Below are 13,667 nucleotides of genomic sequence, written 5' to 3'. Positions count from 1 at the left end.
TTGGCATCGATTACTTGGCACACTGTTGAGTTCTCAAAGAACGGACACTACCTTCAAAACCCTTCCGGGCCTCTCCGGGCGTTTCCCTTCGGTGTGTTCCAACCCTAACAGCTTCCTGAGGGTTGAAATGACCGCCCCTCGGGCCCAGTTGAGCGGGCACGACGGCCCACGGGCTCATCGGGCGGTGACGTAAACCTACTGGACGTTCGGCCACCGTGCAAATCGGCTCCGGCCCCAACCCCCGCCTGGGGCAACGTCCGAGGCGGGGGTGGGGGCCGGGCCGGGTGCAACGGGGCCCGGGAGGGCTCCCGTTGCGGGTCAGACCTCGACGACGACCGGGAGGATCATCGGGCGGCGGCGGAAGGTGTCGGAGACCCACTTGCCCACCGTGCGCCGGACCAACTGCTGGAGCTGGTGCGTCTCGGCGACGCCGTTGGAGGCGGACTTGGCGAGCGCCTCCTCCAGCTTCGGGATGACGTCACGGAACGCCGCGTCCTCGATGCCGGAGCCGCGGCTCTGGACATGGGGGCCGCCGACGATCTTCCCCGTCGTGCTGTCGACCACGACGAAGACGCTGATGATGCCCTCCTCGCCGAGGATGCGGCGGTCCTTGAGCGAGGACTCCGTCACGTCGCCGACGGAGAGGCCGTCGACGTACACGTATCCCGCCTGGACCTTGCCGGAGATCTTGGCGACCCCGTCGACCAGGTCGACGGCCACGCCGTCCTCCGCGATGACGATGCGGTCCGCGCGGACCCCCGTCGCCGCCGCGAGTTCGGCGTTGGCGCGCAGGTGGCGCCATTCGCCGTGGACCGGCATGACGTTGCGGGGCTTGCAGATGTTGTAGAAGTACAGCAGCTCGCCGGCCGAGGCGTGGCCCGAGACGTGGACCTTGGCGTTGCCCTTGTGGACGACGTTGGCGCCCCAGCGGGTGAGGCCGTTGATCACGCGGTAGACCGCGTTCTCGTTCCCCGGGATCAGCGACGAGGCGAGGATGACGGTGTCGCCGGCGACGATGCGGATCTGGTGGTCGCGGTTGGCCATCCGGGACAGGGCGGCCATCGGCTCGCCCTGCGAGCCCGTACAGACGAGGACGACCTCGCGGTCCGGCAGGTCGTCGAGGGTCTTCACGTCGACGACGAGTCCGGCGGGCACGCGCAGGTAGCCGAGGTCGCGGGCGATGCCCATGTTGCGGACCATGGAGCGGCCGACGAAGGCGACCTTCCTGCCGTACGCGTGCGCGGCGTCCAGGACCTGCTGGATGCGGTGCACGTGGCTGGCGAAGCTCGCCACGATGATCCTTCGCTGCGCCGCCGCGAACACCCCGCGCAGCACCCCCGAGATGTCCTTCTCCGGGGCCACGAAGCCCGGGACCTCGGCGTTGGTGGAGTCCACCAGCAGCAGGTCGATGCCCTCCTCGCCGAGGCGCGCAAACGCGGGCAGGTCGGTGAGGCGGCCGTCGAGCGGCAGTTGGTCCATCTTGAAGTCGCCGGTGTGCACGACGACACCCGCGGGGGTGCGGACGGCGACGGCAAGGCTGTCCGGGATGGAGTGGTTGACGGAGACGAACTCGCAGTCGAAGGGCCCGATGCGCTCCCTGCCGCCCTCGGCGACCTGGAGCGTGTACGGGCGGATGCGGTGCTCCTGGAGCTTGGCCTCGATGAGGGCGAGGGTCAGCTTGGAGCCGATCAGGGGGATGTCCGCCTTCTCGCGGAGCAGGTACGGCACGGCGCCGATGTGGTCCTCGTGGCCGTGCGTGAGGACGATGCCCTCGATGTCGTCGAGGCGGTCCCTGATGGTGGAGAAGTCGGGCAGGATCAGGTCGACCCCGGGCTGCTCCTCTTCGGGGAAGAGGACGCCGCAGTCGACGATGAGCAGGCGGCCGCCGTATTCGAAGACGGTCATGTTGCGGCCGATCTCGCCGAGTCCGCCGAGCGGCGTGACGCGCAGGGCGCCCTCCGCGAGTGCGGGGGGTGCGCCGAGTTCGGGATGGGGATGGCTCAAAGGTCTCTCCTCACCATGCGCACCGGCCGGGTCCCGGCGGCGGGCCCGGGCGGGGCGCACATGAATGCGTGCGGCGGCGGCTTCCCTGAAGCCGCGCCGCGGATTTCTCGGTATGCGGTTGTGACGTCTCTACGGCGGTGAGGACGGCGGTGGTGCGACGCGTACGGCCGGGCGCGTACGGCTATACGTGCACGCCGCCGCCCTTGAGGTCCCGCTTGAGCTGCTCGGTCTCCTCCGGCGAGAGTCCGACGAGGGGCAGCCGCAGCGGGCCGCCGGGCATCTGCCGCAGGGCGAGCGCCGCCTTGACGGTGATGACGCCCTGGGTGCGGAACATGCCGGTGTAGACGGGGAGCAGTTGCTGGTGCAGTTCGGTGGCCTTGGTCACGTCACCACTGGTGTACGCCTCGACGAGGGCGACCAGTTCGGGGGTGACGAGGTGGCCGACGACGGAGACGAAGCCGACGCCGCCGACGGACAGCAGCGGCAGGTTCAGCATGTCGTCGCCTGAGTACCAGGCCAGGCCCGTCTGGGCGATGGCCCAGCTCGCGCGGCCGAGGTCGCCCTTGGCGTCCTTGTTGGCGACGATCCGCGGGTGCTCGGCCAGCCGGACCATGGTCTCGGTGTTGATCGGGACGCCGCTGCGGCCGGGGATGTCGTAGAGCATCACGGGCAGGTCGGTGGCGTCGGCGATGGCCCTGAAGTGGGCGTAGAGGCCCGCCTGCGGCGGCTTGCTGTAGTACGGCGTGACGGCCAGCAGGCCGTGGGCGCCGGCGTCCTGCGCGGCGCGGGCCAGCTCGACGCTGTGCCGGGTGTCGTTCGTCGAGGCTCCGGCGACGACGTGGGCGCGGTCGCCGACGGCGTCCACCACGGCCCGTACGAGCTGGGCTTTCTCCGCATCGCTCGTGGTGGGGGACTCACCGGTGGTGCCGTTGAGCACCAGCCCGTCGTTGCCTGCGTCGACGAGGTGGGCGGCGAGTCGCTGGGCGCCGTCGAGGTCGAGGGCGCCGTCGGGGGTGAACGGCGTGACCATGGCGGTCAGCATCCGTCCGAAGGGCGTCTGCGGGGTGGATGTCGGAGCCATGAGTGACACGCTACTCGTAAGAATGCCCGGAGTGCGCGCTTGGGTGGCGCGCGGTGCGGCAGGCGCGGGAGAACCCGGCACTGCCTGCTCGGGGGTTCAAGCAGTACCGGGTTCGTATCCTCAGCCTAGGCGAACTTCGCGATAACCACCATTCCAGACATTTCGCAGCGGCTTTCGAGCGCTCTCGCGCTCCGCGGCCCGCCGGGCGCCCGCCGCGGCCGGGTACCTTTGAGAGGTATTCGGCACATGGCCCTGGATCTGGGCACTTTACGGGACGTTCCGACGTTGACCGGATGGCAGGAGTCGAGTCGACAAACCCACGAGCCCTGAGGTGGTGCCCCGCATGCTTCGCCGTCGGCGTGAGCCCGTTCCGTTCGCCTTCATAGCGGAGGCGGACCGCTTCCGCAGCGACGTCCCCGTGCCGCCACCCGTGAAACGCGCCGGGATCGGGGAGATCGCCGGGCGGGCGCTGGTGGGCGTGCTGATAGTGGCGGGGCTCGTCGGCGCGGTGGTGTTCGGCATCCCGGCCATGCAGCTCACCGACGACCCGGGGTCCGCGCAGCACACTCCCTGACGCCGCCCGCGGCGCCCTGTCACAGCCGTCACAGCCGTCCCGGGTGCCCCGTCCGCACCCCCGGGGTGGTGGGTCCGGCGGGGCCTCGCTAGCCTCGCAGGCGTGCCACTGCCCTTTCTGACCGCCGACCGCGACTTCGGAGACGTCGCCGGCGACGCGCCCCTCCCCTACGCCGACCGCGACCGCTGGCGCCGGCCGTACCGCCCGGGACCCTGGCGGGTGCTGATGGCGGCCCTCGAGCTGCTGCTCGCCTCGTATCTCCTCTTCGCGACCGTCATCATGCTGCTCGCGGACTCGGTCACGGGCGCGCTGACCTGCGCGGGCGTGGCGGTGGGCTTCATCCTGGCGGCGCTGCGGCTGCTGCGGGTCGGGGTGTGGGTGAGCGCGCACGGGCTGCGGCAGGTGCATCTCCTCCACACCGTCACCGTGGCGTGGGACGAGATCGCCGCCGTACGGACCGTGCAGCAGCCGGTGAAGTGGCTCGGCCTGCCGCGTACGGTGCAGGGGCAGGCCGTCCTGGTGGTCCCCGCGGCACGGCGGGGGCGAGCCGGGGCCCCGGCGCCGCTGCGGCCGCTGCTGACGGACACCAACGCCGACTTCCTGAGCCGTCCCGAGGCGTTCGACCGGGCGGCCGACACCGTCGAGGCGTGGGCGACGGAGCTGCGCTGACGCTCCCGTGGCGCCGCCGGCGACGTCCGCCCGCGTACGGCCCCGCTAGCCCGCCGCCCGGCGCATCCTGATCGCCTGCTGCATCGCCTTGCGCGCCCGCGGGGTGTCGCGCGCGTCGTGGTACGCGACCGCCAGCCGGAACCAGCTCCGCCAGTCCTCCGGCGCCGCCTCCGTCTCCGCCTTGCGGCGGCGGAAGACCGCGTCGGCCGAGTCGCGGTCGATACGGCCGCTCGGGGTGCGCTCCAGCTCGTCGACCGGCAGCCCGCCCTCGGCATCGAGCTCCTTCGCCAGCGCGCTCGCGGCGCGGGCGAAGGCGGTGGTGTGCCACAGGAACCAGAGGCCGATGGCGGGGAGCACGAGCACCGCGACGCCGAAGGCGACGGTCAGCGGCGTGCCCTCGCGCAGCAGGTACCAGCCGCGGGTGCCGGCCAGGAAGAAGTACACGACCAGCACGGCCGACAGCACGATGTAGGTGATCTTCGAGCGCATGAGCGGGATCCGGGCGGCGGCGTCAGCCGAGGTCGAGGAAGTGTTCCAGGCCGACCGTCAGGCCCGGGGTCGCGGGCACCCGGCGGGCGGCGAGCAGGATGCCCGGCATGAAGCTGCTGTGGTGCAGCGAGTCGTGCCGGATGGTGAGGGTCTCCCCCGCGTCGCCGAGCAGCACCTCCTGGTGGGCGAGGAGCCCCCGGAGCCGTACGGCGTGCACGGGCACCCCGTCGACGTCGGCGCCGCGGGCCCCGGGCAGGGCGGTGGCGGTGGCGTCGGGCTGCGGCGGCAGGCCGGCCTCCCGGCGGGCCTCGGCGATGAGGCGGGCGGTGCGGGTAGCGGTGCCGGAGGGGGCGTCGGCCTTGTTCGGGTGGTGCAGCTCGACGACCTCGGCGGACTCGAAGAACCGGGCGGCCTGCCTGGCGAAGTGCATGGTGAGGACGGCGCCGAGGGAGAAGTTCGGGGCGATGAGCACGCCGGTGCCGGGGCTTTCCGCGAGCCGGGCGCGCAGGGCGTCGAGGCGGTCGTCGGTCCAGCCGGTGGTGCCGACGACGGCGTGGATTCCGTTGCGTACGCAGAAGTCGACGTTGGCCGGGGCGGAGTCCGGGTGGGTCAGCTCGACGGCGACCTGGGCGCCGGCCCCGGTCAGCTCCGCGAGGTCGTCGTCGCGGTCGACGGCGGCGACGAGGTCCATGTCCTCGGCGGCCTCGACCGCCCTGGCGGCCTCGGAGCCGATACGGCCGCGGGCGCCGATGACGCCGACCTTGAGCTGGGTGGTCATGCGCGTACTACCTCCGGTGTCGATGGGGTTGCTCCGGGGAGGGGGCTGCGCCGCGGCCTGGGCACGCGCCCACGTTACGCCGTGGCGGCGCGGCGCCCGCGCCCCGCTCCCTCAGGCCACCGCCGCCCGCAGCGCGGTGGCCTGGTGGTCCGTGACCGGGCCGATGACGGACAGGGACGGGCGGCGGCCCAGGACGGTCGCGGCCACCTCGCGGACGTCGTCGGGGGTGACGGCGCGGATCCGGGCCAGGATGTCGTCCACCGACATCTGCTCGCCCCAGCACAGCTCGCTCTTGCCGAGCCGGTGCATCAGCGCGCCGGTGTCCTCCAGACCCAGCACCAGGGAGCCGCACAACTGGCCGACGGCGCGCGCGACCTCGTCGTCGGGCAGGCCCTTCTTCGCGACGAGCGCCAGCTCCTCGCGGCAGAGCTTGAGCACGTCGGCGGCCTGCCCGGGGCGGCAGCCCGCGTAGACGCCGAAGAGGCCGCAGTCGGCGAATCCCGAGGTGTACGCGTACACGGAGTAGGCCAGGCCGCGCTTCTCCCGGATCTCCTGGAAGAGCCGGGAGCTCATGCCGCCGCCGAGGGCCGCGGACAGCACGCTGAGCGCCCAGCGGCGCTCGTCGTGCCGACCGACGCCGGGGGCGCCGAGCACGAGGTGGGTCTGCTCGGTGCGCCGCTCCCGCAGCTCGAAGCGGCCCGCGGTGCGCAGCGCGCGGCTGCCGGCGCGGGGGCCGTGCGGGGCGGCGTCGGTGGCGTCGAGGGCGCCGGCGCGGTCGAAGGCGGCGGCCACGCGGCGTACGACGTCGTCGTGGTCGACGTTGCCCGCGGCGGCGACGACGAGCCGGGTGGGCACGTAGTGGCGCTGGTAGAAGCGGGCGACGCGGTCGCGGGTGAGCGCCGTGACGGTCTCGACGGTGCCGAGGACGGGGCGGCCGAGGGGGGTGTCGCCGAGCATCGTGCGGGCGAAGAGGTCGTGGACGCAGTCGCCGGGGTCGTCCTCGGTCATCGCGATCTCTTCGAGGACGACGCCGCGTTCGGCCTCGACGTCCTCGGCGCGGATGACGGAGCCGGTGAGCATGTCGCAGACGATGTCGATGGCCAGCGGCAGGTCCGTGTCGAGGACCCGCGCGTAGTAGCAGGTGTACTCCTTGGCCGTGAACGCGTTCATCTCGCCGCCGACCGCGTCGATGGGCGCGGAGATGTCGAGGGCCGAGCGCGTCTTGGTGCCCTTGAAGAGCAGGTGCTCCAGATAGTGCGTGGCACCGCCGAGCGCGGGGGTCTCGTCGCGAGACCCGACGTGCGCCCAGATGCCGAAGGTGGCGGAGCGGACGGCGGGCAGCCTCTCGGTGAGCACGCGCAGCCCGCCGGGCAGCACCGTCTTGCGTACGGTGCCGGCGCCGTCGGAGCCGTCGGCGCCTTCGAGGAGCGTCGCGGTGGTGGAGCGCGGACGGGGGACGGCCCGCCCCCGGTACGGGGGGCGGGCCGCCTTCCGACTGCTGCGGGGCAGAGTCACTTCGCGGACTCGTCCTCGGTCTTCCCGGCGTCGTCGCCGTCCTTCTCCTCGTCGTCCAGGACGGGGATGAGGGACAGCTTGCCGCGCTGGTCGATCTCGGCGATCTCGACCTGGACCTTCTGGCCGACGCCGAGGACGTCCTCGACGTTCTCCACGCGCTTGCCGCCGGCGAGCTTGCGGATCTGCGAGATGTGCAGCAGACCGTCCTTGCCGGGGAGCAGGGAGACGAAGGCGCCGAAGGAGGTGGTCTTCACGACCGTGCCCAGGTAGCGCTCGCCGACCTCGGGCATCGTCGGGTTGGCGATGCCGTTGATGGTCGTACGGGCGGCCTCGGCGGCCGGGCCGTCGGCGGCACCGATGTAGATCGTGCCGTCGTCCTCGATGGTGATCTCGGCGCCGGTGTCCTCCTGGATCTGGTTGATCATCTTGCCCTTGGGGCCGATGACCTCGCCGATCTTGTCCACCGGGATCTTGATGGTGATGATCCGCGGGGCGTGCGGGGACATCTCGTCCGGCCGGTCGATGGCCTCCATCATCACGTCGAGGATGTGCAGCCGGGCGTCGCGGGCCTGCTTCAGGGCCGCGGCCAGCACGGAGGCGGGGATGCCGTCGAGCTTGGTGTCGAGCTGCAGGGCGGTGACGAACTCCTTGGTGCCGGCGACCTTGAAGTCCATGTCGCCGAAGGCGTCCTCGGCGCCGAGGATGTCGGTCAGCGTCACGTAGCGCGTCTCGCCCTCGATCTCCTTGGAGATCAGGCCCATGGCGATGCCGGCGACCGGGGCCTTCAGCGGCACACCGGCGTTCAGCAGCGACATCGTCGAGGCGCAGACGGAGCCCATGGACGTCGAGCCGTTGGAGCCGAGGGCCTCGGAGACCTGGCGGATCGCGTACGGGAAGTCCTCGCGGCTGGGCAGCACCGGCAGGATGGCGCGCTCGGCGAGCGCGCCGTGGCCGATCTCGCGGCGCTTGGGGGTGCCGACGCGGCCGGTCTCGCCGGTGGAGTACGGCGGGAAGATGTAGTTGTGCATGTAGCGCTTGCGCGTCACCGGGTTGAGGGTGTCGAGCTGCTGCTCCATGCGGAGCATGTTCAGCGTCGTCACGCCCATGATCTGGGTCTCGCCGCGCTCGAAGAGCGCCGAGCCGTGCACCCGCGGGATCGCCTCGACCTCGACCGCCAGCGGCCGGATGTCGGTCACGCCGCGGCCGTCGATACGGACCTTCTCGCGGATGACGCGCTCGCGCACCAGTTCCTTGGTGAGCGCGCGGTACGCCGCGGAGATCTCCTTCTCCCGGCCCTCGAACTGCGGCAGCAGCTTCTCGGCGGCGACGTCCTTGACGCGGTCCAGCTCGGCCTCGCGCTCCAGCTTGTTGCTGATGGTGAGGGCCTGGGCCAGCTCGTCGCGCACGGCCTGGGTGAGCGCCTGCAGCACGTCGTCCTGGTGGTCGAGGAAGACGGGGAACTCGCCGGTGGGCTTGGCGGCCTTGGCGGCGAGGTCGGCCTGAGCCTTGCAGAGGGTCTTGATGAAGGGCTTGGCGGCGTCCAGACCGGCCGCGACGACCTCCTCGGTCGGCGCGGTGGCGCCGCCCTTGACCAGCTCGACGGTCTGGTCGGTGGCCTCGGCCTCGACCATCATGATCGCCACGTCGCCGTCGTCCAGGACGCGGCCGGCGACGACCATGTCGAAGACGGCCTCCTCAAGCTCGGTGTGGGTGGGGAAGGCCACCCACTGGCCGCGGATGAGGGCGACGCGGGTGCCGCCGATGGGGCCGGAGAACGGCAGGCCCGCCAACTGGGTGGAGGCGGACGCGGCGTTGATGGCGACCACGTCGTAGAGGTGGTCGGGGTTGAGCGCCTCGATGGTGGCGACGATCTGGATCTCGTTGCGCAGGCCCTTCCTGAAGGAGGGGCGCAGCGGCCGGTCGATGAGCCGGCAGGTGAGGATGGCGTCCTCGCTGGGGCGGCCCTCGCGGCGGAAGAAGGAGCCGGGGATCTTGCCGATGGCGTACATGCGCTCTTCGACGTCCACCGTCAGGGGGAAGAAGTCGAGCTGGTCCTTGGGCTGCTTGGAGGCGCTGGTCGCCGCGAGAACCATGGTCTCGTCGTCGAGGTAGGCGACGGCGGAGCCGGCGGCGAGCTTGGCGAGCCGGCCGGTCTCGAAGCGGATGGTGCGGGTGCCGAACGAGCCGTTGTCGATGACGGCCTCGCTGTAGTGGGTTTCGTTCTCCACCAGGAAATTCTCCTCGTCTGCGCCCACGCCCGTGTGGCGTGGGCGGTGAGCGGTGGAGCACCCGCGTGGCAGGCTCGGGCCCGGATGAGCGGCTGTAGGCCGGGCCGGTCTTCGATCGAAGCCACCGGGGTGCGCGCTCTCGCGTGCTCCGAAGGCCACTACCGAGGACCGGCGCCCGCTGTCGGCACTGGTCCGGCGGCTGCGGGCGGTTGCTCCCCGTATTCACTCTGTGCTGATGTCCTGCCGACCAGGGTACAAGTCCCCCTGGCGGCGTCTCGACGGCTGGCTGGCAACCGTTCGGTAAGGGTCCGTACGGACGGACCGGCCCGGCGTCCGGGCGAAACCGGAGCGCTCGGGGCATACGCCGAGGGAGCGGCTCCCGGTGCGGGAGCCGCTCCCTCGTGCGGCGCTAGCGGGCGCCGGCGGCGCCGCGGCGGATGCCGAGGCGGTCGACCAGCGTACGGAAGCGGGCGATGTCCTTCTTCGCCAGGTACTGCAGCAGCCGGCGGCGGCGGCCGACGAGCAGGAGCAGACCGCGGCGCGAGTGGTGGTCGTGCTTGTGGGTCTTCAGGTGCTCGGTCAGGTCGCTGATGCGCTGGGTGAGCATCGCCACCTGCACCTCGGGGGAGCCGGTGTCGCCTTCCTTCGTGGCGTACTCGGCCATGATCTTCTTCTTCGTCGCGGTGTCGAGCGACATGCTTCCCACTCCTCGGATCGGCGCCGTCGAGCGTCCCTGGTTTTGGTCACAGGGAATCTGCGGTGACTCGGCAGGCGGGGCGGCCGCGGCGCCTCACCCGTGGGATACGGGGCGCGCACGCGAACCGTCCGTCAGCCTATCAGCCGCACGGCGGCCCGAAGACCGCCGTCCGGCGCCGCCCGGCGGGGCCGGGGGTGCGGGTCAGATCTTGACACCCTGCTTGTTCAGGAACGCGACCGGGTCGACGGCGGAACCGTAGACGGGCGTGGTGCGGACCTCGAAGTGCAGGTGCGGGCCGGTGGAGTTGCCGGTCGTACCGATCTTGCCGATCAGCTCCTTGGCGTTGACCTGCTCGCCTACCTGCACATCGATCTTGGACAGGTGGGCGTACTGGGTGTAGACGCCCTCGCTGTGCTTGATCACGATGTTGTTGCCGTAGGCGCCGCCCCAGCCGGCCGTGACCACGGTGCCCTTGCTGGCCGCGTGGACCTTCGTGCCCGTGGGGGCGGCGAAGTCCTGGCCGCTGTGCTTCGCGGCCCAGCGCGCACCGCCCTGGTTGTACTGACCGGTGACGTCGTACTTGGCCGTGACGGGCTTGACCCAGTCGGGCTTGCTGTCGGCCGTGGCCACCCCGGAGCCCATGGCGAGAACCATGCCGCCGCCGGCGGCGAGCATCGCGGTCGTGGCTATGGGGGCGGTGAACTTGGCGTGCTTGAACATTCTTGGAATTCCCTCCAGAAAGGTTTCGACCCCGGCTGCGCTCCGAGGTCGCATCACCTTGGTAACGCGTCGGATCGGGACGGACAAGGACCCTTGGTACGAGCCGGGGTCGTAGCGGCGAGTCGGGTTTTTCTGCCCCTTGCGGACCCTCGGGGAAGGGTCGGGAGAACGGCCCCGGACGGCGTACGGGAGGGCTGGCGTAGGTCGTATATGCAGGTCAGGGCGGTCCGCGCGACCCGTGTCCAAAAGTCCGGCCGACTCCCCTGCCAAAAGTCAGGCGACCGCAGGGCCGAAAGTCCTGGACTCTCGTCCGATACGTCTACTACTGCTTTTAGGATTCCTTCAGAGGCATGTGGTGCACGCCACTTCCCGATAAGAATCCGCGGCCCCCGCGCGGGACTTTCTCCCCTGCCCCGCGGGACCAATTACCCCCCGCCTGGCACGGAGCCCGGCCGTCCCCGGTAGGCTGCGTGCGGCCAGTTCCTAGGAGGGGGTATGGAACCGCTGCGACTCGACGACCCCGAGCAGTTCGGGGCGTACCGGCCGGTGGGGCGTCTGGACACGGACGCGGGCGAGATGCGCGCGCCGGCCGCGCGCTACATCGCCCAGGCACCGGGTGGCGAACGCACAGTCCTGATCACCGCACCGCGCACCGAGGCGACGGCCGCCGACCACGGCCACGCCGGGCGCTTCCACGCCGCCGCCGCCGAGGCCCAGCGCCTCGGCGGTACGAGCGGCCCGTGGCTGGCGCCGGTGAGCGAGCTGTCGGCCACCGGCCCGCCGTGGTGGGCGATGCCGTACCGGCCCGCGCTGCCGCTGCCCGCCGCGCTGGACGCCCAGCAGGGCCCGCTGCCCGAGCGCACCGTGTACGCCGTGGGCGCCGCGCTGGCCGAGACGCTGGCCGCGCTGCACGCCGCGGGTGTGGCGCACGGCGGGCTCGACCCGACGGCCGTGCTGCTCACCGGTGACGGCCCGCTGCTGACCGGCTACGGCACGGTGGGCGCGGCGGGCGCCGACGGCAGCCCGCGCGAGCGCCTGGCCGGGCTGATACCCGAGTTCCTGCCGCCGGAGCAGATGGCGGGCGGGCGGCCGCGGCCGCTGGGGGACGTGTACGCGCTGGCCGCGGTGCTGCTGTACGCGGCGACCGGGCTGTTTCCCGGCGACCAGGTGGCGGACCCGCAGGCGGGCGCCTTCGCCGACCCGCTGACGGACCCGCTCACCGGCGGCCCCGGGTACGGCTCGGACCCGTACGCCGCGGATCCGTACGCCACCGGCGCCTACGGCACCCCGGCGAACCCGCTGGACCTGCTCCAGCCCGGACTCCGCGCCGTCCTGGAGCCCTGCCTCCACCCCGACCCGGCCCGCCGCCCCACCGCCGCCGCGCTGCTGCCCGAGCTGCTGCACGCCGCGGCACCCGGCCACTCCGCGGCCCCCGGCATGGGCGCGGCGGCCCCCGGGACCGTGCTCGACGCGGCGACCACCCGCTCCGGCGCCGCCCTGGCGCCCGGCTGGCTGCCCCGCCGGGTGAGCGCCGCGCTGGCGCTCCAGGCCGGCGACGTGCTGGCCGCCGAGACCGAGCCGGACCCCGCCTTCCTCGCGGCGCCGGCCCCCGGGGCCCCCGGCGCGCCGGACCTGATCGGCGGCGCCACCGTCATCGGCCGCCCCGCCACCCGCCGCGCCCTGATCGCCGGCATCGCCGGCGGTGCGGTGGGGGTCGCGGCCGGCGGCGCCGCGGCCTGGGCCGCGACCACGGAGGACCCGCCCCCGCCGCCGACCACCGCGGAGCGGCTGGCCTCGCGCACCACGGGCAAGAAGCGGCTGAACGGTGCCCCGCCGCCCGTGCTGTGGGGCAAGGGCCTGGGCAAGGTGGAGCCGGTCGGCCCGCCGGCCGTCGCCGGGGGCACCTCCGCGCTGGTGGTCGCGAAGTCCGGCGTCTTCGCGCTGGACCTGCGGACCGGCAAGGAGCTGTGGGAGCAGTCGGACGTCCGCGCGTCGGCGCCAGGGGTGCCGCTCGCCGACGGCATGGTGCTGGTGCCCGGCAAGGACCTGACGGTGCTCGACGCCGCGGACGGCTCGGTGGCGTGGACGTCGGAGAAGTTCCGCCGGGGCGGCAAGACGCCGTACGGCGCCCTGCTGGGCGTGGCCGGCGACACGGCCGCGTTCACCGTCGAGGAAGGCGGCGAGCTGACCGTCGTCGGCTACGACCTCGCCGAGCGCCGCGAGCTGTGGCGCTCGCCCGGCTCGGCCGCGGCGACCGCCGCGCTCTTCCTCGGCGGCTCGGTCGTCCTGGTGCCCGAGGCCGACGAGGACGCCAGGCACCGCGACAAGCCGGCCTCGGTCTCCGCGCTCGACCTCGGCAGCGGCGAGGAGCGGTGGGCCCAGGAGTACGCCGGGATGGCGGGCGGCCACTGGGCCGCGGCGGGCAAGAACCTGCTGGTCGCGACCGCCGGCAAGACGATGCGCGGGTTCGACGCGAGCGGCGGGGGTGACGAGCTGTGGAGCCTGACCGCGGAGCCGTGGGACGAGGACATGGAGAGCACCAACCCGCAGAACCTCGGCCCGCCCGCCGTGCAGGGCGAGATGGTCCACGCCCTCGACACCTTCCGCGCCGTGCACTCCGTGGCGCAGGACTCGGGCGACGAGCAGTGGAAGCGCAACCCGCAGCTCGCCTACGTCGGGGTGCTCGTCCAGGCGCCGCCGCTGCACGTCACGCCCGACGGGAAGATGCTGATCGCGGGCGACGACACGCAGGTGCTGGCGTACGACGCGGACGGCGGCGACCTGCTCTGGCGGTTCACGGACATGCGGCCGGGCAAGCCGAAGTACGCACACCGGCGCCGGGTGGCGGTCGGCAAGGACACGGCCGTGATCGCGAGCGGGAGCAGCGTGTACGCGCTGCCGCTGGACTGACC

Annotated in this window: 11 protein-coding genes; 3 read left to right on the top strand and 8 right to left on the bottom strand. The window is 72.5% G+C overall.

Annotation, left to right across the window (positions count from 1 at the left end; genetic code table 11):
• Positions 1 to 318: 318 nt before the first annotated feature.
• On the bottom strand, positions 319 to 2,004 hold the full coding sequence (locus tag ACFYVJ_RS21195) for a ribonuclease J (RefSeq protein WP_388893579.1): 1,686 nt from the start codon (positions 2,002 to 2,004) through the stop codon (positions 319 to 321).
• A gap of 181 nt (positions 2,005 to 2,185) precedes the next feature.
• Positions 2,186 to 3,085, bottom strand: a complete 900-nt coding sequence (gene dapA / locus ACFYVJ_RS21190) for a 4-hydroxy-tetrahydrodipicolinate synthase (protein ID WP_388893577.1) — start codon at positions 3,083 to 3,085, stop codon at positions 2,186 to 2,188.
• 343 nt (positions 3,086 to 3,428) lie between these two features.
• Between dapA and ACFYVJ_RS21185 the strand changes: the two genes are divergently transcribed.
• The gene (locus ACFYVJ_RS21185) at positions 3,429 to 3,659 is read left to right on the top strand and encodes a hypothetical protein (protein WP_388893575.1); all 231 of its coding nucleotides are present in this window, start codon (positions 3,429 to 3,431) and stop codon (positions 3,657 to 3,659) included.
• A gap of 102 nt (positions 3,660 to 3,761) precedes the next feature.
• Positions 3,762 to 4,328 carry a hypothetical protein gene (locus ACFYVJ_RS21180; protein ID WP_388893573.1) on the top strand — a complete coding sequence of 189 codons (567 nt, stop codon included), beginning with the start codon at positions 3,762 to 3,764 and terminating at the stop codon, positions 4,326 to 4,328.
• Positions 4,329 to 4,373: 45 nt separating this feature from the next.
• Here the strand turns inward: ACFYVJ_RS21180 and ACFYVJ_RS21175 are convergent, their stop codons facing one another.
• The 6 genes from ACFYVJ_RS21175 to ACFYVJ_RS21150 form a co-directional block, all read right to left on the bottom strand.
• On the bottom strand, positions 4,374 to 4,817 hold the full coding sequence (locus ACFYVJ_RS21175) for a hypothetical protein (RefSeq protein ID WP_388893571.1): 444 nt from the start codon (positions 4,815 to 4,817) through the stop codon (positions 4,374 to 4,376).
• Between the two features lie 22 nt (positions 4,818 to 4,839).
• The gene (gene dapB, locus ACFYVJ_RS21170; RefSeq protein ID WP_388893569.1) at positions 4,840 to 5,595 is read right to left on the bottom strand and encodes a 4-hydroxy-tetrahydrodipicolinate reductase; all 756 of its coding nucleotides are present in this window, start codon (positions 5,593 to 5,595) and stop codon (positions 4,840 to 4,842) included.
• A gap of 111 nt (positions 5,596 to 5,706) precedes the next feature.
• Positions 5,707 to 7,110, bottom strand: a complete 1,404-nt coding sequence (locus tag ACFYVJ_RS21165; RefSeq protein WP_388893567.1) for a M16 family metallopeptidase — start codon at positions 7,108 to 7,110, stop codon at positions 5,707 to 5,709.
• Positions 7,107 to 9,338, bottom strand: coding sequence for a polyribonucleotide nucleotidyltransferase (locus tag ACFYVJ_RS21160; protein ID WP_388893565.1), 2,232 nt, complete (start codon positions 9,336 to 9,338; stop codon positions 7,107 to 7,109). Before ACFYVJ_RS21160 ends, ACFYVJ_RS21165 begins: the two co-directional genes overlap by 4 nt.
• Before the next feature lie 409 nt (positions 9,339 to 9,747).
• Complete coding sequence (gene rpsO, locus ACFYVJ_RS21155; RefSeq protein ID WP_027743620.1) at positions 9,748 to 10,035, bottom strand: 30S ribosomal protein S15; 288 nt, start codon at positions 10,033 to 10,035, stop codon at positions 9,748 to 9,750.
• A 201-nt stretch (positions 10,036 to 10,236) separates the two neighbouring features.
• Entirely contained in the window at positions 10,237 to 10,755 is a 519-nt protein-coding gene (locus ACFYVJ_RS21150; RefSeq protein WP_388893563.1) for a M23 family metallopeptidase, read from the bottom strand.
• 495 nt (positions 10,756 to 11,250) lie between these two features.
• Here ACFYVJ_RS21150 and ACFYVJ_RS21145 point away from each other — a divergent pair, with 495 nt between their 5' ends.
• The gene (locus tag ACFYVJ_RS21145; RefSeq protein ID WP_388893561.1) at positions 11,251 to 13,665 is read left to right on the top strand and encodes a PQQ-binding-like beta-propeller repeat protein; all 2,415 of its coding nucleotides are present in this window, start codon (positions 11,251 to 11,253) and stop codon (positions 13,663 to 13,665) included.
• The last annotated feature ends 2 nt before the right edge of the window (positions 13,666 to 13,667 follow it).

Source organism: Streptomyces sp. NPDC004134 (genome assembly GCF_042874195.1).
In the GTDB taxonomy this organism is placed as follows: Bacteria; Actinomycetota; Actinomycetes; order Streptomycetales; family Streptomycetaceae; genus Streptomyces.
This window is presented reverse-complemented; position numbering and strand designations above follow the sequence as displayed.

Bases quoted from the DNA above. Each gene is read 5' to 3' on its own strand.
- ACFYVJ_RS21185 (WP_388893575.1), top strand. From the start codon at position 3,429: ATGCTTCGCCGTCGGCGTGAGCCCGTTCCGTTCGCCTTCATAGCGGAG.
- dapA (WP_388893577.1), bottom strand. From the start codon at position 3,085: ATGGCTCCGACATCCACCCCGCAGACGCCCTTCGGACGGATGCTGACC.
- ACFYVJ_RS21145 (WP_388893561.1), top strand. From the start codon at position 11,251: ATGGAACCGCTGCGACTCGACGACCCCGAGCAGTTCGGGGCGTACCGG.
- ACFYVJ_RS21175 (WP_388893571.1), bottom strand. From the start codon at position 4,817: ATGCGCTCGAAGATCACCTACATCGTGCTGTCGGCCGTGCTGGTCGTG.
- dapB (WP_388893569.1), bottom strand. From the start codon at position 5,595: ATGACCACCCAGCTCAAGGTCGGCGTCATCGGCGCCCGCGGCCGTATC.
- ACFYVJ_RS21150 (WP_388893563.1), bottom strand. From the start codon at position 10,755: ATGTTCAAGCACGCCAAGTTCACCGCCCCCATAGCCACGACCGCGATG.
- rpsO (WP_027743620.1), bottom strand. From the start codon at position 10,035: ATGTCGCTCGACACCGCGACGAAGAAGAAGATCATGGCCGAGTACGCC.